This window comes from Pseudoflavonifractor sp. 60 (assembly GCF_009911645.1).
Lineage (GTDB): Bacteria > Bacillota > Clostridia > Oscillospirales > Oscillospiraceae > Lawsonibacter.
On the sequence record NZ_QWKI01000076.1, the window covers coordinates 18,108 to 39,718 of the forward strand.

General features: G+C 60.0%; 28 protein-coding genes. 27 read left to right on the forward strand and 1 reads right to left on the reverse strand.

Annotated elements, in window-relative coordinates:
* The first annotated feature begins 72 nt into the window (after window positions 1-72).
* The 11 genes from lon to D1646_RS08685 all read left to right on the forward strand — a co-directional run bounded on the left by lon (window position 73) and on the right by D1646_RS08685 (window position 10,762).
* On the forward strand, window positions 73-2,511 hold the full coding sequence (gene lon, locus D1646_RS08635; protein ID WP_160636073.1) for an endopeptidase La: 2,439 nt from the start codon (window positions 73-75) through the stop codon (window positions 2,509-2,511).
* Between the two features lie 10 nt (window positions 2,512-2,521).
* Window positions 2,522-3,115, forward strand: a complete 594-nt coding sequence (gene yihA / locus D1646_RS08640) for a ribosome biogenesis GTP-binding protein YihA/YsxC (protein WP_160636074.1) — start codon at window positions 2,522-2,524, stop codon at window positions 3,113-3,115.
* Between the two features lie 151 nt (window positions 3,116-3,266).
* Window positions 3,267-4,061 (forward strand): segregation/condensation protein A, encoded by a 795-nt coding sequence (locus tag D1646_RS08645; RefSeq protein WP_243154089.1) that lies wholly within the window; start codon window positions 3,267-3,269, stop codon window positions 4,059-4,061.
* Between the two features lie 31 nt (window positions 4,062-4,092).
* A complete protein-coding gene (gene scpB / locus D1646_RS08650; RefSeq protein ID WP_160636075.1) occupies window positions 4,093-4,746 on the forward strand; it encodes an SMC-Scp complex subunit ScpB in 654 nt (217 codons plus the stop codon).
* A complete protein-coding gene (locus D1646_RS08655; protein ID WP_160636076.1) occupies window positions 4,743-5,381 on the forward strand; it encodes a DUF2953 domain-containing protein in 639 nt (212 codons plus the stop codon). The genes scpB and D1646_RS08655 overlap by 4 nt, the downstream gene beginning before the upstream one ends.
* Window positions 5,382-5,384: 3 nt before the next feature.
* On the forward strand, window positions 5,385-5,813 hold the full coding sequence (locus D1646_RS08660) for a spore germination protein GerW family protein (protein WP_160636077.1): 429 nt from the start codon (window positions 5,385-5,387) through the stop codon (window positions 5,811-5,813).
* A gap of 85 nt (window positions 5,814-5,898) precedes the next feature.
* The gene (locus D1646_RS08665; RefSeq protein WP_160636078.1) at window positions 5,899-7,014 is read left to right on the forward strand and encodes a D-alanyl-D-alanine carboxypeptidase family protein; all 1,116 of its coding nucleotides are present in this window, start codon (window positions 5,899-5,901) and stop codon (window positions 7,012-7,014) included.
* Window positions 7,015-7,101: 87 nt separating this feature from the next.
* Entirely contained in the window at window positions 7,102-7,812 is a 711-nt protein-coding gene (locus D1646_RS08670) for a pseudouridine synthase (RefSeq protein WP_160636079.1), read from the forward strand.
* A 102-nt stretch (window positions 7,813-7,914) separates the two neighbouring features.
* Window positions 7,915-8,778, forward strand: coding sequence for a MurR/RpiR family transcriptional regulator (locus D1646_RS08675; RefSeq protein WP_160636080.1), 864 nt, complete (start codon window positions 7,915-7,917; stop codon window positions 8,776-8,778).
* A complete protein-coding gene (locus D1646_RS08680) occupies window positions 8,775-10,058 on the forward strand; it encodes an NAD(P)/FAD-dependent oxidoreductase (protein WP_160636081.1) in 1,284 nt (427 codons plus the stop codon). Before D1646_RS08675 ends, D1646_RS08680 begins: the two co-directional genes overlap by 4 nt.
* Window positions 10,059-10,216: 158 nt before the next feature.
* Window positions 10,217-10,762 carry an RNA 2'-phosphotransferase gene (locus D1646_RS08685; RefSeq protein ID WP_160636082.1) on the forward strand — a complete coding sequence of 182 codons (546 nt, stop codon included), beginning with the start codon at window positions 10,217-10,219 and terminating at the stop codon, window positions 10,760-10,762.
* On the opposite strand, the gene D1646_RS08690 is transcribed toward D1646_RS08685, so the two are convergent.
* A complete protein-coding gene (locus D1646_RS08690; RefSeq protein ID WP_160636083.1) occupies window positions 10,759-10,977 on the reverse strand; it encodes a hypothetical protein in 219 nt (72 codons plus the stop codon). The two genes, D1646_RS08685 and D1646_RS08690, sit on opposite strands and share 4 nt — an antisense overlap.
* A gap of 85 nt (window positions 10,978-11,062) precedes the next feature.
* On the opposite strand from D1646_RS08690, the gene D1646_RS08695 reads away from it, so the two are divergent.
* The 16 genes from D1646_RS08695 (at window position 11,063) to D1646_RS08770 (ending at window position 21,474) form a co-directional block, all read left to right on the forward strand.
* On the forward strand, window positions 11,063-11,308 hold the full coding sequence (locus D1646_RS08695) for a helix-turn-helix transcriptional regulator (RefSeq protein WP_160636084.1): 246 nt from the start codon (window positions 11,063-11,065) through the stop codon (window positions 11,306-11,308).
* A gap of 11 nt (window positions 11,309-11,319) precedes the next feature.
* Window positions 11,320-11,541, forward strand: coding sequence for a helix-turn-helix transcriptional regulator (locus D1646_RS08700; RefSeq protein ID WP_160636085.1), 222 nt, complete (start codon window positions 11,320-11,322; stop codon window positions 11,539-11,541).
* Window positions 11,542-11,694: 153 nt separating this feature from the next.
* Window positions 11,695-12,366: a (d)CMP kinase gene (gene cmk, locus D1646_RS08705; RefSeq protein WP_160636086.1), complete on the forward strand. Its 672-nt coding sequence runs from the start codon at window positions 11,695-11,697 to the stop codon at window positions 12,364-12,366.
* Window positions 12,363-13,019, forward strand: coding sequence for a lysophospholipid acyltransferase family protein (locus D1646_RS08710; RefSeq protein WP_347565169.1), 657 nt, complete (start codon window positions 12,363-12,365; stop codon window positions 13,017-13,019). Before cmk ends, D1646_RS08710 begins: the two co-directional genes overlap by 4 nt.
* Window positions 13,016-14,977 (forward strand): bifunctional 4-hydroxy-3-methylbut-2-enyl diphosphate reductase/30S ribosomal protein S1, encoded by a 1,962-nt coding sequence (locus D1646_RS08715; protein ID WP_160636087.1) that lies wholly within the window; start codon window positions 13,016-13,018, stop codon window positions 14,975-14,977. Before D1646_RS08710 ends, D1646_RS08715 begins: the two co-directional genes overlap by 4 nt.
* Window positions 14,978-14,979: 2 nt before the next feature.
* The gene (locus D1646_RS08720; protein WP_160636088.1) at window positions 14,980-15,204 is read left to right on the forward strand and encodes a hypothetical protein; all 225 of its coding nucleotides are present in this window, start codon (window positions 14,980-14,982) and stop codon (window positions 15,202-15,204) included.
* Entirely contained in the window at window positions 15,185-15,661 is a 477-nt protein-coding gene (locus D1646_RS08725; RefSeq protein WP_160636089.1) for a CarD family transcriptional regulator, read from the forward strand. Before D1646_RS08720 ends, D1646_RS08725 begins: the two co-directional genes overlap by 20 nt.
* 89 nt (window positions 15,662-15,750) lie before the next feature.
* Window positions 15,751-16,857, forward strand: a complete 1,107-nt coding sequence (locus D1646_RS08730) for a hypothetical protein (protein WP_160636090.1) — start codon at window positions 15,751-15,753, stop codon at window positions 16,855-16,857.
* Window positions 16,858-16,867: 10 nt separating this feature from the next.
* Window positions 16,868-17,593 (forward strand): hypothetical protein, encoded by a 726-nt coding sequence (locus D1646_RS08735; protein WP_160636091.1) that lies wholly within the window; start codon window positions 16,868-16,870, stop codon window positions 17,591-17,593.
* Window positions 17,594-17,598: 5 nt separating this feature from the next.
* Complete coding sequence (gene ispD / locus D1646_RS08740; protein ID WP_160636092.1) at window positions 17,599-18,336, forward strand: 2-C-methyl-D-erythritol 4-phosphate cytidylyltransferase; 738 nt, start codon at window positions 17,599-17,601, stop codon at window positions 18,334-18,336.
* The gene (gene ispF, locus D1646_RS08745) at window positions 18,333-18,806 is read left to right on the forward strand and encodes a 2-C-methyl-D-erythritol 2,4-cyclodiphosphate synthase (protein ID WP_160636093.1); all 474 of its coding nucleotides are present in this window, start codon (window positions 18,333-18,335) and stop codon (window positions 18,804-18,806) included. Before ispD ends, ispF begins: the two co-directional genes overlap by 4 nt.
* 104 nt (window positions 18,807-18,910) lie before the next feature.
* Complete coding sequence (locus D1646_RS08750) at window positions 18,911-19,081, forward strand: ribbon-helix-helix domain-containing protein (RefSeq protein WP_160636094.1); 171 nt, start codon at window positions 18,911-18,913, stop codon at window positions 19,079-19,081.
* 187 nt (window positions 19,082-19,268) lie between these two features.
* Window positions 19,269-19,421: a hypothetical protein gene (locus D1646_RS08755; protein WP_160636095.1), complete on the forward strand. Its 153-nt coding sequence runs from the start codon at window positions 19,269-19,271 to the stop codon at window positions 19,419-19,421.
* 378 nt (window positions 19,422-19,799) lie between these two features.
* Complete coding sequence (locus tag D1646_RS08760; RefSeq protein WP_160636096.1) at window positions 19,800-20,000, forward strand: hypothetical protein; 201 nt, start codon at window positions 19,800-19,802, stop codon at window positions 19,998-20,000.
* Window positions 20,001-20,098: 98 nt separating this feature from the next.
* Entirely contained in the window at window positions 20,099-20,353 is a 255-nt protein-coding gene (locus D1646_RS08765; RefSeq protein WP_160636097.1) for a DUF3343 domain-containing protein, read from the forward strand.
* A complete protein-coding gene (locus tag D1646_RS08770; RefSeq protein ID WP_160636098.1) occupies window positions 20,350-21,474 on the forward strand; it encodes an aminotransferase class V-fold PLP-dependent enzyme in 1,125 nt (374 codons plus the stop codon). The genes D1646_RS08765 and D1646_RS08770 overlap by 4 nt, the downstream gene beginning before the upstream one ends.
* The last annotated feature ends 137 nt before the right edge of the window (window positions 21,475-21,611 follow it).

A 21,611-nucleotide genomic window follows, 5' to 3' on the forward strand; every position in this document is an offset into this window, starting at 1 on the left:
TTGCCACAAGCGCTGCTGTTTCACCCCGCCCAGAGAGGAAACAGAAAATTCCCCGAGAGGAAGTGAAGGACCATGAGTAAAGAATGGGATATTCTCCAAACCGCCACTATGCCCGCCATCGCTCTGCGGGGACTGACCGTGTTCCCCAATGTGCTGATCCACTTTGAAGTGGCCCGGGAGGCCTCCGTCAAGGCGCTGGAGACGGCTATGACCGCCGGGAGCCCCGTGTTCCTGGTGGGACAGAAGGATGTTGCGGTGGAGGAGCCGGGGACCCAGGACCTGTATCAGGTGGGGACCATCTCCAATATCCGCCAGATCCTGCGGATGCCCGGCGACAACGTGCGGGTTATGGTGGAGGGCCAGGCCCGGGGCCGTCTGCTCCAGCTGGTGCGGACCCAGCCCCACCTGGAGGCGGAGGTGCAGGAGATTCAGGTCTCCGATCCTCCGGCCCGGGGGAGCGCCAGGACAGAGGCACTGATGCGATCCACCTATGAGCTGTTCCAGGACTACGCGGAGCTGTCCCCCAAGCTGTCCCCCGACCTGATGATCCACGTGCTGGCCAGCCAGGACCCGGGGCACATCGCCGACTATGTGGCCCAGAACATCCCTATGCGCAACAGCGATAAGCAGATGATTCTGGAGGAGCTGCGTCCCGCCAAACGGCTGGAGAAGCTCTACAGTCTGCTGATGCGGGAGGTGGAGATCCTCTCCCTGGACCAGGAGATCCAGGAGCGGGCCCGGGAGCAGATGAGTGTCCACCAGCGGGACTACTACCTCCGGGAGCAGATGAAGGCCATCCAGTCTGAGCTGGGGGAGGATGCTGACGAGATTGAGGAATACCGGGAGAAGATTGCCCGGGCCCATCTCTCCGACCAGGTGCGGGAGAAGCTGAATAAGGAGCTGAACCGGCTGGCCAAGCAGTCCTACAGCTCCTCGGAGAGTACCGTCCTGCGCAACTATTTGGATATCTGCCTGGAGCTGCCCTGGGGCAGGACCACCAGGGAGAAGGCCAATGTGTTCGCCGTGGCCAAGGTGCTGGACCAGGACCACTTCGGCCTGGACAAGGTGAAAAAGCGGGTCCTGGAGTTTGTGGCAGTGCGCCAGCTGGCCCCCGAGCTGAAGGGACAGATCATCTGCCTGGTGGGCCCGCCAGGGGTTGGCAAGACCTCCATCGCCATGTCTATGGCCCGGGCCATGAACCGGAAGCTGGCCCGCATCTCTCTGGGCGGTGTCAGCGATGAGGCGGAGATCCGGGGCCACCGGAAGACCTATGTGGGGGCCATGCCGGGGCGGATCATCAGCGCCATCAACCAGGCCCAGAGCTGCAACCCTTTGATCCTCCTGGACGAGATTGACAAGCTGGGCCGCGACCACCGGGGGGACCCGGCCTCTGCCCTGTTGGAGGTGCTGGACGGGGAGCAGAACTCCACCTTCCGAGACAACTTTTTGGAGATTCCCTTCGACCTGTCCCAGGTCATGTTCATCACCACCGCCAACACCACCGAGACCATTCCCCGGCCCCTGCTGGACCGGATGGAGGTCATAGAGCTGTCCAGTTACACCGATGAGGAGAAGGTGCAGATTGCCAAGAGACATCTGCTGCCCAAGGAGCTGAAGCGCCACGGCCTGACCAAGGCACAGCTGAAGGTGTCTGACGGGGCCCTGCGGGAGATGATTGCCGCCTATACCAGGGAGTCGGGGGTCCGTGTGTTGGAGCGCCGCTTGGCCGCTGTCTGCCGCAAGGCCGCCATGAAGGTGGTGTCGGAGGAGGCAAAGGCCCTCAAGGTCACCGAGAAGGAGTTGGAGGAGTATTTGGGCGTGCCCCGCTACCACCCGGAACGCCGGGCCCTGGAGGAGTGGGTTGGCGTGGTCAACGGCCTGGCCTGGACCTCCGTGGGGGGCGAGCTGCTGGAGGTGGAGGTCAACGTGGTCCCCGGCTCCGGCAAGGTGGAGCTCACCGGCAACCTGGGGGACGTGATGAAGGAGTCGGCCCACGCCGCCCTCAGCTTTATCCGCAGTCAGGCCGAGCGGCTGAACATCCCCGCCGACTTCTACAAGGAGAAGGACATTCACGTCCATTTCCCTGAAGGGGCCGTTCCCAAGGATGGGCCCTCCGCCGGCATCGCCATCACCACTGCCATGGTGTCCGCCCTCACCGGGACCACTGTGCGCCGGGGGCTGGCTATGACGGGGGAGGTGACCCTGCGGGGACGGGTCCTGCCCATCGGGGGACTCAAGGAGAAAACTATGGCCGCCTTCCGCAGCGGCATCAAGACGGTTATCATTCCCGCTGAGAACGCCAAGGATTTGGAGGAGATCGACCAGACCGTCCGCAAGGCGCTCCAGTTTGTTCTGGTGGAGCGGGCGGACCAGGTGCTGGAGGCCGCCCTGAACCGTCCTATGGAACCGGCAGCGCTCCCCAGAAAGCGGGGGCGTGCCCAAAAGGCCCAGGAGCTGCCCCCTGTTCCCCCTGCGTCCCCGGCGGAGGGCAGCTCCCAGATGATCCAGTGAGGTGGGAAGGATGACTGTCAACCTGCAAAAGGCGGAGTTTGTACTGTCCGCCGTCTCGCCGAAGAACTTCATTCAGGACGGCCTGCCCCAGGTGGCCTTTGCCGGGCGGTCCAATGTGGGCAAGTCCTCGGTGATTAACCGGCTGCTCAACCGGAAGAACTTCGCCCGGGTTGGGGCCGCGCCGGGGAAGACCATCCATGTGAACTATTTCAGTATTGACAGGACCTTCTACCTGGTGGACCTGCCCGGCTATGGCTACGCCAAGGTGTCCAAGGCGGAGCGGGACCGGTGGGGCAAGCTGATGGAGGACTATTTTTCCCGGCCCGACCTGCTGACCCTGGGGGTAATGATTGTGGACGCCCGGCACAAGCCCACCGCCGACGACTGCACCATGGCCCGGTGGTTCCGGGATACGGGGTGCCCTCTGGTCGTCGTGGCCAACAAGCTGGATAAGCTGAAAAAGAGCGAGATCGAGCCCAACCTCCAGGTCATTTGGGACACTCTGGCGCTGAGGGAGGAGGATACCCTCATTCCCTTCTCCGCAGAAAAGGGGACCGGCAGGGAGGAGCTGCTGGGAGCTATTCTCACAGGAATTGAGCAATAATTGCTGTCCCGGGTTCGTTGAGAAGTTGTAACCGTCACCCCTCAAGGGCGGCGGTTACTTTTTTTATGCCCAGATGGAATTTAACTTGTCTTTTCTCAGATAAACTGGTATAATAATTGGAACGTTCATCCTAAAATGGGGAGGTGGGCCCTTGGAGGCACCCATTTACCGCCTGGAAGGGGTGGTGAAGGCAAAAGAGGAGAATATGGAGGACTTTGTGGGGCCCCTGGACCTGATCCTTCATCTGCTGAGCAAAAACAAGCTGGAAATTAAGGACATTCAGATATCTCTGATTTTAGACCAGTACATGGAGTGGATGAACCAGCGGCGGGAGTTGGACCTGGAGGTGGCCAGCGACTTTGTCACCATGGCCTCCCACCTGGTGTTTATTAAGACCCGGATGCTGTTGTCCATCAACGATGAAGAGGCTATGAGCGAGATGGAACAGCTCATTGCCACTTTGGAGGCCCACCAGCGCAATGAAAACTATCTGAAGATCAAGGCGGTGGTCCCCGCTTTGGACAGCCGCTACCGGGTGGGCCAGGACTATCTGACCAAGGTGCCCGAGGTGGTCCAGCCGGATAAGACCTACCGCTATGTCCACGACAAGAAGGACCTGCTGCGGGCCATCACCGCCGTGCTGAGCCGGTCGGACAATAAGCTGCCCCCGCCCATGGCCGCCTTTCAGGGCATTGTGGGCCGGGAGCCCTACCCTGTGTCCGACAAGGCGGGGGAGATCCTTCACAGGCTGGTCCAGTTCGGCGTAACCCGGTTCAGAGCCCTGTTTCAGGGGAGCCGCAGCCGGTCGGAGGTGGTGGCCACCTTCCTGGCGGTGTTGGAGCTATGTAAGGCCCGCCGTCTGCTGCTGGCGGGGACGGAGTCGGACTGTACCGTCACCTCAACTCAGGAGGAGGGGCAGATTGAATTTACCTCAGAAAATGATTAGAAGCCCAGGACGGAGAGAGGAGGCGCCCCCAGTGGAAGTGAAAGAGTTGGAGTCCGCCCTGGAGGGGGTCCTGTTTGCCGCGGGGGAGCCGGTGTCGGTGGAGCGGCTCTGTCTGGGTCTGGAGGTGGACCGGCCCACTTTGGACGCGGTGGCCCAGCGGCTGATGGACCAGTACAGCTACGACCGCCGGGGCATTCGTCTGCTGAGGCTGGACACCAGCTATCAGCTGTGCTCCGCGCCGGAGTATGCCGGGTATATCCGCAAGACCCTGGAGGGCCGAAAACCCGCCCGCCTGTCCCAGCCGGCGCTGGAGGTGCTGTCCATCATTGCCTACTACCAGCCGGTAACCCGGGCCTACGTGGACCAGGTGCGGGGGGTTGACAGCTCCTACACCATGGGTCTGCTGCTGGAGCGGGAGCTGATTGAGGAGGCTGGCCGTCTGGCGGTGCCGGGCAGGCCGATGCAGTTTATAACCACCAAAAACTTCCTGCGCTCTTTTGGCCTGTCCAGCCTGGAGGAGCTGCCTGAGCTGCCTAACCAGTCCCAGGAGGGCAATCAGATTGCACTGGAGCTGGAAGCAAGCCTGGCCCGCCTTCGGGAGGCGGAGAGGGCTGGCAGACAGCTGGAGTCTCCGGCGGCGGCGGAGGCCGGCGGACAGCCGGAGCCCCCGGCGGAGGGCGCATGAGGGCGCTGTATATCCTGGCCGCCGTGGCGCTGGTCCTGTTTCTCCTGGGACAGGTCCGTGTGGGCGGCTGGGCGGAGTTCAATGCCCAGGGCTTTTTCCTCTGGGTTCGGCTGGGCCGGTTTCGGGTTCAAATCCTTCCTGCCAAACCCAAGGAAAAGAAACCCAAGAAGACTAAAAAGTCCAAGGAACCCAAAAAGCCCCAAAAGGAGAAGCCTCCCGCGCCCCTGAACGAAAAAATCGGCGGTGCGCTGGAGTACGCCCAGGCCCTGCTGCCGGTGGCGCTGGATGCTGCAGGAGGGATACTGCGGGGCGTTTGGGTGGATGTGCTGCGGCTGGAGCTGACAGCCGGTTCCCCCGACCCGGCGGACGCAGCCATGCTCTACGGTCGGGCCAACGCCGCCCTGGGGGCACTGTGGTATCCTCTGACCAGGGCCTTCCGGGTCCGGGACGGGAATGCCCGGGTCAATCTTGACTTTAACGCTCCGGGAATGACGGTGTATGGCACGGCGGCCCTGTCCATTCAAATTGGGACCGTGGTCAGAATTGGTCTGGGGGCGGGCTTCCGGGCACTGTTTGGAGCACTTGCCGCAAGAAAGCGGCTGAAAATAAAACGACAGCAGAGAAAGGCGGCATGACCTATGGAACAGGAGAAAAAGAACCCCCTCAGTGAGCTGATGAAGACTACCATGGAACACGTCAAAACCATGGCGGACGCCAACACCATCATTGGGACGCCCATTCATGCGGAGGGGGTTACGCTCATCCCCGTTTCCCGGATGTCCTTTGGCGTGGGGGGCGGCGGCGCGGAGTTTTCCACCAAGGCGGGTGGGACGAAGGATAACTTCGGCGGCGGCAGTGCAGCCAGCGCCAAGCTGGAGCCGGTGGCTTTCCTGGTTATTCGGGAGGACGGCAGTGTGAAGCTGCTCCCCGTGGTTCCGCCTCCAGCCACCACAGTGGATCGGGTCATCGAGACGGTGCCCGAGGTGGTGGACAAGGTCACTGATTTTATTGAAAAACAGCAGGAAAAGAAGGTACAGAAGGAGACCGAAGGGGACTTTGCGGAGTAAAGCAGAAATTCCCTGGAAATAAAGGAGAAAAGCCGCTCCATACTAATGTCACCCAGTTGGAATTTTAAAAAGAAGGTGGCAAGTATTGAAGCGACTTTTTTCCATGGTGCTGGCCGGAGCACTGCTGTGGGGCTGTCTGCCCGCCGTAAGAGCGGAGGGCGCTCCGCCCAGGATATCTGCCGCCAGCGCCGTTTTGATGGACGCCGGAACCGGGCGGGTCCTCTATGAGAAGGACAGCCATACCCGCCGGCTCATTGCCAGCATTACAAAGCTGATGACCGCTCTGACCGCGCTGGAGTCGGGGCACGGCCTGGAAGAGGCCGTCACCATTGCCCCGGAGTGGGCGGGGGTGGAGGGTTCCTCCATCTATCTGCGCCCGGGGGAGGAAATCACCCTGGAGGCCCTGCTCTACGGACTGCTGCTGCGCTCTGGCAATGACGCGGCGCTGGCGGTGGCCGGCCACTGCGGGGGAAGCGTAGAGAATTTTGTGGCTCAGATGAACCGCAGAGCCGGGGAGCTGGGCATGAAAGATACCAGCTTTGCCAACCCCAACGGCCTGAATGAGGAGGGGCACTACTCCAGCGCCTACGATATGGCTCTGCTGGCCCGGGCCTGCCTGGAGAATGAGACGCTGGCCCAAATGGTCGCCACCAAGTCCATCACCCTGGGGACCCGTACCTTCACCAACCACAATAAGCTGCTGTGGCGGTACGAGGGGTGCATCGGCCTGAAGACGGGCTATACCGAGAAGGCGGGCCGTACTCTGGTCAGCGCCGCCCAACGGGATGGGATGACCCTGATTTGCGTAACCCTAAATGCCCCCAGCGACTGGGCGGACCATACTGCCCTCTTCGACTGGGGCTTTGCCGCGTACCAGGCCAGCCCTCTGACCCGGGCGGGGGAGGGGATGGGACAGCTGCCCGTGTCCGGCGGATTGATGCCCACCTGTCCCATTGAGGCGGCGGAGGATCTGACCGCTGCCCTGTCCGCCGGAGAGCGGGCGGAGGTGATCTGTGAGCTGAGCGAGACCGCCCTTACCGCGCCGGTGTCTGCCGGGAGCCAGGTGGGGGAGATGGTGTGTTATGTCAATGCGGAGGAGCTGGCCAGAGTGCCGCTGGTGACGGGCAGGGAGATCCCCTGTGACGCGGCGGAGCCTCTGGGCTGGCTGGGGGAGTTCCTGGAGCGTTTGCGGGAGCTGTGAGGGGCGGCAGACCGCTGAGCGAGCAAAAAAGATAAAACCTCAAAAGACAGAACCCCCGCCCGGCGAGGGCAAAAAGGAGGCAGGTCCGTGGAGGAACGACTGCAAAAACTGATATCCGCCTGCGGGCTGGCGTCCCGGCGGGCGGCGGAGGGGTGGATTGCCGCAGGGCGGGTTACCCTCAACGGCGAGACAGCCCACCTGGGGGACAGGGCGGACCTGAACCGGGATGTGGTCCTGGTGGACGGCAGGCCCCTCAGCCCCGGCGGCGGCAGGACCTACCTGATGCTGAACAAGCCCCGGGGCTACGTCACGACCCTCTCCGACGAGAAGGGCCGCAAGACGGTGGCCAATCTGACCGAGGGCTGCGGCGTGCGGGTGTGGCCGGTGGGGCGGCTGGACATGGACTCTGAGGGTCTGCTCCTCCTCACCGACGATGGCGCCCTCACCCACCAACTCCTCCACCCCAGCCACCAGGTAGAAAAGGAATATCTGGTTTGGGCTACGGGAAACGTGAACCGGGCGCTGCCTATGCTGTCCGCCCCTATGGTGCTGGACGGAGAGGAGCTGGCCCCCGCCCAGGTGCGCCGGGGACGGGACAGCGGGGGAGTCCACCAGCTCTCCATTACCATCCACCAGGGGAAAAACCGGCAGGTGCGGCGGATGTGCGCCCAGGCTGGGCTGGAGGTGCTGCGGCTCAAGCGCATTCGGGAGGGGGGCCTTCTGCTGGACCGCTCCCTGAAAGCGGGGCAGTGGCGGCCCCTGACGGATGAGGAGCTGCTGCTGCTGACCAGCGTATAGAGATTTTGCAGGGAAATGGCAAAATTCCTGCAAGAGCCTCTTGCATTTCTTCCCAAAAACGAGTACAATGTTTGCTAATGAGTTGATCGGGGGCCGGAAGAGATGAACCGTGATATCCTAACTGTGATTCAGGAGAACGCAGACACATTTTCCAAGGGACAGAAAAAAATCGCCAACTTTATTTTGGAATCCTACGACAAAGCGGCGTTTATGACGGCCAGCAGCCTAGGCAGGAAGGTGGGGGTGAGCGAGTCCACCGTGGTCCGCTTCGCCTCGGAGCTGGGCTATGAGGGCTACCCGGATATGCAGCGCTCCCTTCAAAAGATGATCCGCAACCGGCTGACCACGGTCCAGCGTATTGAGGTGACCAACGACCGCTTGGGCAGCCAGGACCTGCTGTCCATGGTGCTCCAGTCGGACATGGAAAAGATTCGCGTGACTCTGGAGGAGCTGGACCGGGAGAGCTTCAATCAGGTGGTGGACGCCATTGTGGCGGCGCGCAAGATCTATATCATCGGAGTCCGCTCCTCGGCCACCATCGCCTCCTTCCTGTACTTCTATTTTAACTTGATTTTTGAAAACGTGGTGCTGGTGTCCGCCAACACCGCCAGCGAGATTTTTGAGAGCCTGCTGCGGGTTGGGGAGGAGGACGTGGTGATTGGCGTCAGCTTTCCCCGGTACTCCAGCCGGACCGTCCAGGCAATGAGCTTTGCCCGGGACCGGGGTGCGGCCACAGTGGCGATCACCGATAACGAGGCTTCCCCCCTGGTCCCCATCTCCAGATATTCCTTGATGGCCCGCAGTGATATGGCCTCCTTTGTGGACTCCCTGGTGGCGCCGCTGTCCCTGGTCAACGCTCTCCTGGTGGCGGTGAGCCAGAGGAAGAACGATGACTTGTCCCGCACCTTCCGCACTCTGGAGGATATCTGGGAGGAGTATGGCGTCTACGAGAAGGTGCAGGAATGAACTCGCCTGACGTGATCGTGGTGGGGGGCGGAGCCGCCGGCATGATGGCCGCCATTGCCGCCGCCCGGCAGGGGGCGTCTGTGACCCTGGTGGAGCGCAATCAAAAGGTGGGCCGCAAGCTGTACATCACCGGCAAGGGCAGGTGCAACGTGACCAACCACTGTTTCCCGGAGGAGGTCCGGGCGGCGGTGCCCCGGAACGGAAAATTTCTCTACAGTGCCCTGGACCACACCCCGCCCGCCTGGGTTGAGGAGTTTTTTGAGTCCTTGGGAGTCCCGCTGAAAGTGGAGCGAGGGAACCGGGTGTTTCCTGCCTCGGACAAGTCCGTTGATATCATCGACGCCCTATTTCGGGAGCTGAAGCGGCTGAAGGTCCAGATCCAGTGGGGGAGAATAACCTCCATTTCCTGTCAAAACGGGGCGGTATCTGGGGTGGAAGTAGGCACTGCGGCAGACAAGTGGGGCTGGGAAGAAGCCTGTAAGGCGGTAATCCTTGCCACCGGCGGCCTGTCCTATCCCGCTACCGGGTCCACGGGGGATGGTTTATGGATGGCAGAGGAGCTGGGTCACACAATCATTGACATAAAACCCTCTCTGGTGCCCCTGGAGTCCCCGGATGAGTGCTGCGCACGGATGCAGGGGCTGGCCCTGAAAAACGTGGTGCTGACGGTGAAAAGCTCCAGGAAAAAGGTGGTCTATCAGGAGCAGGGAGAGCTGCTGTTTACACATTTTGGGCTGTCGGGACCGCTGATTTTGTCCGCCAGCGCCCATATGCGGAATTTTGAGAAAGAGCAGTACGTTTGCGCCATTGATTTGAAGCCGGCCCTGGATGAGCAGACGCTGGACGCCCGTCTGGTGCGGGAGTTTTCCGGTGGGGCCAACAAGGACATGGACAATCTTCTGGGAGCGCTGGCGCCCCGGCTGCTGGTCCCCGTTCTGCTGGAGCGGGCCGGAATCCCGGGGGACAAGAAGGCTCACGACGTGACAAAGCAGGAGCGCCGCCGCCTGCTGGAGCTGTTCAAGTGCTTTTCGGTGGCGGTGTCCGGGCCCCGGCCCATTGATGAGGCGATTATTACCTCCGGAGGGCTAAAGGTGTCGGAGGTGGACCCCCGGACCATGCAGTCGAAAAAGGTCCCCGGTCTGTTTTTCGCAGGGGAAATGCTGGACGTGGACGCCTACACCGGCGGCTTCAACCTGCAAATCGCCTGGGCCACAGGCCGGGCGGCGGGAGAGAGTGCGGCGGAGTACGTGTCCTCGCCGGACGGGCCTTCTTTTTCTTGAAAGAAAAAGAAGCAAAAAGAACTTTTTCCTCGCTCTGGCGTCTTGCGGTAACTTCGGCCAGCCGCCCGGTTACAGGAATTGGTATTTAGAAGTTTGATTGATATATTTTGGGCTGGGTTGAGGAATGATGGATTGGGCAAGCAGAAGGAGATTGGATAATGGAACAGAGCAAGTCGGATATCAGGCTGGGCCGCTTTTTGAGTCTGGTGCTGCGCCACGATCCCGGCGCGGCGGGGATTGTCCTGGATGAACACGGCTGGGCAGATGTGAAGGAGTTGCTGGATGGGGTCAACCGCTCCGGACGGCGCATGGACATGGAGACGCTGGAGCGAATCGTTCAGGAGAACAACAAGCAGCGGTACGCATTCAACGAGTCTCACACCAAAATCCGCGCCAATCAGGGTCACTCCATTGGGGTTGACGTGGAATTGAAGCAGAAACAGCCGCCCCAATATCTCTATCACGGCACGGCTACCCGGTTCCTCCCCTCCATTCACAGGGAGGGCATCCGGAAAATGAGCCGTCAGTACGTCCACCTCTCCGGCGACTTCGAAACCGCTCTGGCGGTGGGCAAGCGCCACGGCATCCCGGTGGTGGTGACCGTTGAGGCGGCGGCGATGGCCCGGGACGGGGTTGTGTTCTACCGCTCCGAAAACGGCGTGTGGCTGTGTGAGCACGTGGCCCCCAAATATTTTGCGGTTTAGCGCAGGTCCCTCTCCAGCGTGATTCCGGTGCGCACGCCCAGACGGAAGCCCTGAACGGCATAGTAGGAGAGGGCCTTTTGCAGCGTTCGCCTCATTTGCGGGTCCAATTCGTTGTTCAGTGAGTCAAGCCACAGCCCTTCCGCGTCATCTTTGGGTTGGTTTTCGATTTCGGGTTTGATATAATGGTCATACATCCAGTGCATAAGGTCTGACATATTGATTTTCCTCCTCATACGACAGGTTCTGTGGTGCTATTATACACGACAATATCGGTGGTGTCAAGTGATTTAGGGGTGTATTATGGAGAAAAAAATGTTGGTAGAATTTGGAAAACGCCTAAAATCCCTACGACAAGCAAAGGGTTTAAAGCAGATAGATATGGCCGGAATTATGGGTATTACAGACCGGCATTATCAGCGTTTTGAATATGGAAAGGTAAATGTCCCTGCCACGACCTTAAATTTTTTTGCTGATTTCTTTGGTGTGACTACCGATTATTTGTTGGGGCGAGAGGAGCGGCAGAATACAACGCAGCAAAAGAGTTAAGGGAAATTTTTATGGATAAAGAATTATTGGTTGAATTTGGAAAGCGAATAAAGGCGCTGAGGGAGGTAAAAGGGCTGAAACAGAGAGAGATGGCTGAAATTATGGGTCTTACTCTGAGACATTATCAGCGTTTTGAATATGGAGAGGTGAATACCCCAATCACAGTCCTGAACTTTTTCGCCGATTATTTTGGTGTAACTGCCGATTATCTCCTGGGCCGCGATAAAAGGTAGAAAGCAAAACGGAGCGCAGCGGAGTTTTGCGCAAAAGTTTCTTTTGGGTTCTTTTACCGCTTCGCGGCACTAAGAGCCCCTAAGCTCACGCTTCGCATTCGCTAAGGGGCTCTATGTCTTTACCAAGAAAAAGAACAATAAGGGGGATTGTAATTGAGAAGCATAGCGATAGATGGGCCCGCGGGGGCGGGGAAGAGCACGCTGGCGCGGAAGCTGGCGAAGGAGCTGGGATATCTGTACGTAGACACGGGGGCGATTTACCGGACGGTAGCGCTGAAGGTACTGAGGGAGAATGCGGACCCAAGCGACCCGGCTCAGGTGATCCCGCTGCTGGAGGGGCTGGAGATCCGCATGGACTACGGCTCTGACGGGGTGCAGCGGATGTACCTGGCGGGTGAGGACGTCTCGGAGGCCATTCGGGAGCACCGGGTATCCGGCTTTGCCTCCAGGGTCTCGGCCATTCCGGAGGTGCGCTCCTTTCTGCTGGACTTTCAGCGCAGGCTGGCCCGGTCCCACAACATCGTCATGGACGGCCGGGACATTGGCACGGTGGTCCTGCCCGACGCGGACGTAAAGATTTTCCTCACCGCCGCTCCGGAGGCCCGGGCGCGCCGCCGCCTTCTGGAGCTGGAGCAGCGAGGGGAGCAGGCCGGCTTTGCAGCCATCCTCCAGGACATCAAGGAACGGGACTATCAGGACGAGCACCGCTCTGTTGCACCTTTACAGCAGGCGGCGGACGCTGTGCTGCTGGATACCACCGAACTGAATCTGGCACAGAGCATGGACCGGCTGCTGTACCTGGTAAAGGAGAGGATCAGTCTGTGAAAGACGAGACGATAAAAAAATCCCCGGCCAAGGAGACGCCGGAAGGCCGGAAAAAGCGGATGGACGGGTTTTTCCATCTCCTCTACATCATCATCTGGCCCTATTTCCGACTGCTCCACCCCATTCGGGCCATTGGCCGGGAGAACATTCCCCAGGGTCCGGCGGTCATCTGCCCCAACCACTCCACCATTGGCGACCCCTTCTACGTGGTCTTTGCCTTTGGTTACAAGTGGCCCATGCGGGCAATGGCCAAGGTGCAGATCATGCGGGTCCCCTTTGTGGGCTGGATTTTGGGTAAGGCCGGGGTCTTCGGCGTGGACCGGGACACCACCGATGTCAAGGCGGTACGCACTGCCATGAAGTTCCTCAAGGAGGGCGACAAGCTGCTCATGTTCCCCGAGGGAACCCGGGTCCACGACGGGGAGGACGTCCAGGCCAAGGTGGGGGCGGCCCTCTTTGCGACCCGCACGGGGGTCCCGCTGCTGCCGGTGTACATACAGCGCAAAAAAAAGCGGTTCCGGCGTAATACGGTGGTAATTGGGAAACCCTATACTCCGGAGTACGAGGGCCGCAAGCCCACCACAGAGGAGCTCCAGACCATGGCCCAGGACCTGATGGACCGGGTGCAGGCTCTGGGGGAGGGCGTAGAATGAAAAAGCTCATGCTGGCCAAGTCCGCCGGTTTCTGCTACGGCGTCCGCCGGGCGGTGGAGATGGCGGAGGAAAAGGCGGCTCAGGGTGTGCCCTGTGTCATGCTGGGTCCCATCATCCACAACAAGAATGTCATCGACCGTCTGGCCGCCCAGGGGATTCGGACCGTGGACCGTCCGGAGCAGGTCCCCGACGGCTGTGCCGTCATTATCCGCTCCCACGGAGAGAGCCGGGCCGTCCACGAGCATTTTGCCTGGCGGTGGATTGAGGTCTTCGACGCCACCTGTCCCAACGTGGCCCACATCCATCAGATTGTGGAGGATGCGGAACGCCGGGGCCGCCAGCCTGTGATCGTGGGTACGCCGGACCACCCGGAAGTACTTGCCATCGCCGGGTGGTGCAGGGCTCCAGTGGTGGTTTCCGGGGAAAAAGATTTAGAAAAATGGCTGAATTGTGGGGAGGACCGACGAAATTTGCCCCTCAGTTTTGTATCCCAAACTACCTCCACCAAGAAAATTTGGGACAATTGCGTGAAAAAAGCAAAAATACTATGTACAAACGCGGAATTTTTTGATACAATATGCGGAGCGACGTCCAAACGCCAGGAGGAAGCCCGCCAGCTGGCCGCCCAGTGCGGTCTGATGGTGGTGGTGGGCGACCGGCAGAGCTCCAATACCAAACGGCTGGCGGAGATCTGCGGAGAGTTCTGTCCCAACGTTCTGCTTATTGAGCGGGCGGAGGATTTGGAGCAAAACCAGCAGCTGCCTCAAGCGGATATGGTCGGCATCACTGCGGGCGCGTCAACGCCTGCGTGGATAATAAAGGAGGTCTATGACAAAATGAGCGAAGAAATCATGGAGATCGAAAAATCCTTTGCGGAGCTGCTGGAGGAATCGATCAAAACTTTAAATAATGGAGATAAGGTCACCGGCACCGTTGTGGCAATCACGCCCACCGAAGTCCAGGTGGAGCTGGGCATCAAGTATCCCGGCTACATTGCCCTCACCGAGTTCAGCGATGACCCCACTGTGAAGGTGGAGGACATTGTGAAGGTGGGCGACGAGATCGAGTCCATTGTCATGCAGGTCAGCGACCGGGACTGCCTGGTCAAGCTGTCCAAGCGCCGCCTGGACATCAACAAGGGCTGGGAGGAGATCGAGGCCGCCCGGGAGAACGAGACCGTGGTGGAGGGCTTCGTCACCGAGGACAATAAGGGCGGCGTAGTCGTGTCCGTCAAGGGCGTGCGAGTGTTTGTGCCCGCCTCCCAGACCGGTCTGCCCCGGGAGACTCCCATGAGCGAGCTGCTGAAGCAGAAGGTCCGTCTGGTCATCACCGAGGTCAACCGCGCCCGCCGCCGGGTTGTGGGCTCCATCAGCCGGGTCACCCGTGCCGAACGGGCCGCCGCTGCGGAGAAGGTCTGGGCCGAGATTGAGGACGGCAAGCGCTACACCGGTACCGTCAAGTCCCTCACCTCCTATGGCGCTTTCGTGGACATCGGCGGCGTGGACGGTATGGTCCACATCTCCGAGCTGTCCTGGAGCCGCATCAAGCACCCCTCCGAGGTGGTCAAGGTGGGCGACACCGTGGATGTGTACGTCATCTCCGCCGACAAGGAGAAGAAGAAGATCTCTCTGGGTATGAAGGACCGCAGCCAGGAGCCCTGGACCGTGTTCACCAGCACCTATCAGGTGGGCGATACCGCCAATGTGCGCATTGTCAAGCTGATGACCTTCGGCGCCTTTGCCGAGGTGGTACCCGGTGTGGACGGCCTGATCCACATCTCACAGCTGGCTGACCATCGGGTGGAGAAGCCCGGTGACGTGGTGGCCGAGGGGGACAAGGTGGACGTGAAGATCACCGACGTGGATATGGAGAACAAGAAGATCTCCCTGTCCATCCGCGCCCTGCTGGAGGCCCCCGCCTACGAGGAGGAGGACGACGCCCCCGCCGAGGAGGAGTAATTTTGAGTCCAATGAGCCTGACCGTCCTGCGGTTGGGCTCTCTTTTTATGCGAGCGGCTGGAAAAGCTGGAAATATTGAGCCGAAAATTTTTGAAAACTTCGGTTTTTCTCTTGCAAAAATGGGGAAAATTTGTTATAATAGAACTAATTTTTGGCGGATCGCATTGGAAAAGGCCGGGAACCGGATGAGAGAAAGTGAGGTAACAGGTGTTTCAAATCGGGGATAAGGTGGTCCACCCCATGTATGGGGCGGGAGTTGTAGACAGTGTGGTGCAGAAGACAGTGGATGACGTGGTGCGGGATTATTACATCCTGAAGCTGCCCAACCGCTCCATGGTTGTGATGATTCCCACGGAGAACTGTGAGGAAATCGGCATGCGCCCGGTGGTGAATCAGGAACAGGCAGACCGGGTCCTGGCCGCCATCCCCGATATTCAGGTGGAGATGACTGCCAACTGGAACCACCGCTACCGGGAGAACATGGAGCGGATGAAGAGCGGCGACCTGCTGGAGGTGGCCCGGGTCATTAAGGGGCTCACCCTCCGGGACCAGCACCGGGGCCTGTCCACCGGTGAGCGGAAGATGCTCCACTCCGCCAAGCAGATTCTCATCTCTGAAATTGTACTGTCTAAGAGCGTCAGCTACGAGTCGGTGGAGGAGGAGCTGAACACCGCACTGGCATGATGAATTGATAACAGCGGGGCGGCTTTTTTGTTCCAAAGAGGAATGAAAGGGCCGCCATATTTTATATGCTGGGATAAGGAGGGGAGACCATGAGCGAACAACAGACCCATCGCTGCCCATCCTGCGGCAGGGAGCTGAGTTGGCGGGGAATGTGCCCGCAGTGTGAGGTCCAGCGGCGGCGCCAGGGCAGAGAGGGTTGGACGCCGGAGCAGGTCCAGGAGAAGCAGAGGGAACTGCTTGCCCATCTGGACCAGCTGAAGGAGGACGCCTGGGACAATGATTTCTGGGCGCTGCTGTCCTGCCACAACGCCATTACGCCCGAACTCCAGCGGGCCGCCCTGGAGCTGGAATTGTACTACCCCTGTGAGATCTATTACCACGCTCCGGAGGATGTTCGGGACGGGCTGATTCGGGTCCTGCTGGAGACAGAGCAATCTATGACAGCCTCACGGCTGATGTGCTGTCTGGCCATGCAGGGGGACGACCGGTCCCTGGAGGTTCTTCGGGAGCTGGAGGAGCACCCCCGTCCCTGGCGGGAGAAGCTGTATGTGGACCCCTCGGTTTATGCCCAAATCGGCGGCTGGACCTTCGACAGGGCGGGAAACCGGCGGCAGCTGAATTTTGATACCTGCTACCCCCTCATCAAGGGGGACCGGAAAAGGGATGCCGCCGCTCAGGTCTTCCGGCCCCGGGAGGACCGCTGTCCCCACTGTAAGAGTAAGCTGGTGGATGTCCTGACCCTGGACGGCCGGGACCAGCGGCTGCGCTTCCTGGGGCTGGACGGCATTGTTACTGCCACTTGCTGCCCCGCCTGCGTCCCATGGTGCGAGCCGGCTTACTCCCGCTTTACTCTGGACGGGGGGAGCACCGCCGTTCTGCCCTATGAGATGGGGATGGGGTATGAAATCAGCGATGAGGATGTGGAGCAGATGGCTGGTAACCCCTATGTGCTGGGGGAGAGAGCGGTTCCAGTGTTCTACGGGGCGGGCTTCCTGGGGATCAACGAGGACTCCACGGTGGGCGGCTTTGCCAGCTGGATTCAGGACGCCCAGTATTACCCCTGCCCCAACTGCGGGCAGACCATGAAGTACCTGGCCCAGATCAAGTGGGAGAACCTGGATTTTATGGAGGGAAACCTGTACATAGAAATCTGTCCCCACTGCCAGGTGGTCTCCATGCACCACCAGCAGACCTGAGGAGGAAGCTATGAACGTCTACCACACGCCGCAGTATCAGGCGTACCGCCAGGAGTGCGCCTTTGTGTTTTCAGAGGAACACCGCGCCTCGCTGCCTGGAAAGTGTCAGGAGCTTTTTGACGGCTGGTCGGTCCGCACGGACTACTACGCAGGTCAGAGGAAATACCAGCTCCGCGCCGCCCGGCACCAGCTGCTGGACAGCGGGGGACAGGTGGTGTATACTTGGGACAATCTGGACTATGACGGGGAGTTCTGCAAGCTGATTGTCCACGCCAACGGGATGCACTATCTGATTTTCCGGGAGGACCTGTACGGCTACAGTGTGCTGGAGGTGGAGACCGGGCGGACGCTGCACTATATCCCGGAGCGCTCCTGGCTGCTGGATGACCGGATGGGGCAGGAGACCTTCATCTGGACCAACGCGGCCTATGACAGTGCGACCAATCTGCTGGCCGTCTGGGGGTGCTTCTGGGCCTGCCCCAGCTCCATGGTTTTTCTGGACTTTTCTGATCCTCTGGCGGAGCAGGACTGTGACTGCTGGGTTGAGATGCACGAGATTATGGACCCGGACTACGACCTCTTTGATGACATCAGGATGGTAAATTGGAACATCCGGGGCTGGACAGCCTTTGAATGCACCAGCGCCACTGAGTACACCGGCTGGACAGAAGAGCTGGTGTTCCAGGAGAAAATAGTGGACGCGGTGCGGAAGAAAAAATTGACGGATAAGGAGTGAGGAGCATGGGCCTGTTTTCTCTGTTTAGGGGGAAGAAAAGCGCTGGAGCGCCCCGTTGTTCTGTTGTGATTGTCTCCGCCGGGCTGGCTCGGAGGATGGGGGGCATTGACAAGGTGCTGGCCCCTCTGGGGGAGCTGCCAGTGCTGGTCCATACCCTCTACGCGTTTCAGGACTGCCCCTCCATCGGTGAGATTATCGTGGTGGCCCGGGAGGACCTGGTGGTGGAGGTGGGCCGGCTGTGTAAGGAGTTCAATCTGGACAAGGTACGCAAGGTGATTGTGGGGGGAAAGGAGCGGATCTACTCCGTTCAGGCGGGGCTGAGGGAGACGGACCCAGAGGCGGACCTGATCGCCATCCACGACGGCGCCCGGCCTCTGGTGACCCAGGAGATCATCCGGGATACCGTGGCCCGCGCCTCCCTCACTGGAGCCGCCGCCCCCGCTGTTCCCCTTACCGACACGGTGAAACGCAGCGAGGACGGCCTGACGGTGGAGACGGTGGACCGCTCCCGGCTGTGGGCGGTGCAGACCCCCCAGGTCTTTGAGGCGGGGCTCATCAAGGGGGCCATCCAGAAGGCGCTGGAGGACGGGGAACTGCTTACCGACGACTGCGGCGCGGTAGAGCGGTTAGGAATGCGGGTCACCCTCACCGAGGGCAGCCGGGAGAACTTGAAAATCACAACCCCTCTGGACCTGGTCCTGGGGGAGGCCATTTTGCAGGGCAGAGTGGAGGGCCTGTTATGAGGATGGGACACGGTTACGACGTCCACCGGCTGGCGGAGGGGCGGAGGCTGATTTTAGGCGGCGTGGATATCCCCTGGGACCGGGGCCTGCTGGGCCACTCCGACGCCGACGTCCTTACCCACGCTGTCATGGATGCCCTCCTGGGGGCTGCCGGGCTGGGGGACATTGGGAAGCACTTTCCCGATACTGACCCCGCCTACAAGGGGGCGGACAGCCTGAAGCTGCTGGCCCGCGTGGCGGCGCTGCTGGAGGAGCGGGGGTACGCCGTGGGCAATGTGGACGCCACGATTTTAGCCCAGCGGCCCAAGCTGGCGCCTCACATCCCGGCGATGCGGGAGAACCTGGCCCGGGTTATGGGGATTTCTCCTGACCAGGTCAACGTGAAGGTCACCACCGAGGAGGGACTGGGTTTTACCGGCTCCGGCGAGGGTATGGCCGCCCATGCGGTGTGTCTGCTGATGAATAAATAAAGAGAACACCCAGCGCAAATGCGCTGGGTTTATTTTATATTGGGCTTGACAATTCCGGCCCGTATAATTATAATATATGTGAGGACCGGAATGGAGGTGAAAACATGTCCCCAAGACCAAAATCCGAACACTCCAAACAACTGCGTTTCGAGATGCGAATGGGAGCGGAGACCGCCGAAAAGCTAATGTACTGCGCTGAAAAGCTGGGCGTCAGCAGGGCGGCGATTATCGAGAAAGGTATTGATTTGGTAAAAGCGGAGTTGGACAAAAAATAAGAGTTTCGGGCCCTCTTTCACAAACGCACCGAAACTCTTTGTACCAAACCCGGAGGGATGGTAAATTTAATTATGCCATGGTTCTGGGTTAAAATCAAGGGGAAGATAAGTTTTCTTACATCCTCTTAATTTTCACTTGACAGATTAATAAGATGTACACATAATGTACATATAGGAGGTGAACAAATTGTCACCAAGAGTAAAGGCCAACACAGAACGGGTCACCACCTTTCTGTCCGTACAGCATTTGGAAGCCCTGAAAGAGGAGGCCGAACAGAAAGGGACGAATGTTAGTGCGCTGATTCGCATGATTGTCCTGGAGCATTTGGCTGAAAAATAGAGTGTTGGCGGTCCGAAAAACCCGACCAACACCCTATGAAACCCAACCCAGAGGAATGGCAATCTCATCATACCACAACTCTGGGCGAAAATTAAGCGGATTACGCTTGACATTATACTAGCTACATATTGTAATGTAGCTAATACTGGGAGGTGATGAATTGTCCCCGAAGAGCAGGGCTGAGTACTTTCGCAAACGGCGTGAAACCATTGGGCAGATCAATGTTGAGGAACTCAGCCAAGAAAAATAGAGTGTTGGCGGCCTCAGAAACCCAACCAACACCCTATACAAACCAACCCGGAGGAATGGCAAATCCATACCCGGAGGGATGGCAAATTCATTATGCCACAGCTCCGGGAAAAAATCAAGGAGGAAACTATGGAACAGAAAATTTTATTACTGGAGCTGGAGGAAGCGTTTGACCGCATTTCCTGGGGACTGAGCGCAATGAAGCTGATGATATTGGGCTTGGAAAGTGTGCAGGACTCCTATGCGGATGGCTTTTACACGGTCTGGACCGGCCTGAGCGAGGCGGAGGAGCAAGTAAAAAAATTGTTAGAGGCGGTGTCAGCCGGTTAATTTTCTGCATAGGCTGGTTGCGAGAGGGGAACGCAGACCTTCCCTTCCGGATATTTCTGCGGGGCGGGCACGTCCTGCCCCAGGAAAGGAACCATGCCATGCTCTATTATCTCATAGTGTGCCGCTCACTGACCTATGCCCAGCGCACCGCCGCGGCGCTGGAGCGGGCGGGGGTCACGGCCCGAATCCTGCGCTCCCCCAAGAGCATTGCGGGGGAGGGGTGCAGCCATTCGGTAAAAATTTCCCAGCGGAACCTCACTGACGCCCTGCGGATTTTACAGCGGGTCGGGCTGACGCCCAAGCGGGTCTATATTACCGCCGGGGACGGCAGCTATCAGGAGGTGGCGCTGTGATTTACCTGGACAGTGCCGCCACAACACTGCAAAAGCCCCAAGCGGTGGCCTCCTCTTCGGCCTGGGCCATCAACCATCTGGCCAGCCCTGGCCGGGGCGGTCACCGTCCTGCAATGGCGGCGGCAGATACGGCCTTTGCCTGCCGAGAGGCGGCGGCCCGGCTGTTTCATATGGAGGACCCGGAGCGAGTCGTCTTTACCTTTAACGCGACCCACGGCCTGAACATTGCCATCAAGACTCTGGCCAGACCGGGGAGCCGGGTGGTCATCTCCGGCTATGAGCACAACGCCGTCACCCGCCCTCTCCACGGGATGCGGGCGGATGTCCGGGTTGCACGCAGCCCGCTTTTTGACCAAACGGCGGCGGTGGAGGCCTTCCGCCAGGAGCTGAATCAGGGGGCGGACCTGGTGGTATGTAACCATGTGTCCAACGTCTTCGGCTTCATCCTGCCCATTGAAGAGATTGCCCAGCTGTGCCGGGAGCGGGGAGTTCCCCTGATCGTGGACGCCTCCCAGTCCGCCGGCGCGCTGCCCCTGGACTTTCAGCGGCTGGGGGCGGCCTTTGCGGCTATGCCGGGACACAAGGGTCTGTATGGTCCCCAGGGGACCGGCCTGCTGCTGTGCGGCGCCGACCCCGACCCCCTGTTGGAGGGGGGCACGGGCAGCGAGTCCGTCCGGCAGTCCATGCCCGATTTCCTCCCCGACCGCCTGGAGGCCGGAACCCACAACATTGCCGGGATCGCCGGCCTGCTGGCAGGTCTGCGCTTTGTAGAGCGGCGGCGCGTGGAGCGGATTGCCGCCCAGGAGTCGGCCCTCATCCGCCGCCTGGGGATGGGGATGAAGAGAATCTCTGGCGCGGAGATATTCCAGTCCTCCGACCCTGCCGCCCAGGCCGGGGTGCTGTCCTTCCGGCTGAGGGGCTGGGACTGCGAGGATCTGGGCGAGGCCCTGGGCAGGCGGGGCGTCGCACTGCGGGCGGGGCTCCACTGCGCACCACTGGCCCACGAGACCGCAGGGACCCTGGAGACAGGGACCCTGCGGGCCAGTGTCTCCGCCTTTAATACCGGGCGGGAGGTGGACCAATTTCTTCAGATCCTCCGTTCCATTCCAGCGAAACACTGACCAGGAACCCCAAAATGTTCCGGGCGGGAGGCGGTCTGTGCCTCCTCCCCGGGACTTTTATTTTGACGGAATGCGGGGCTGTAAACCGCCGGAAAAAACAGCTGGAGCCCTTGCCAGAAGGGCGCAGTTATGATATC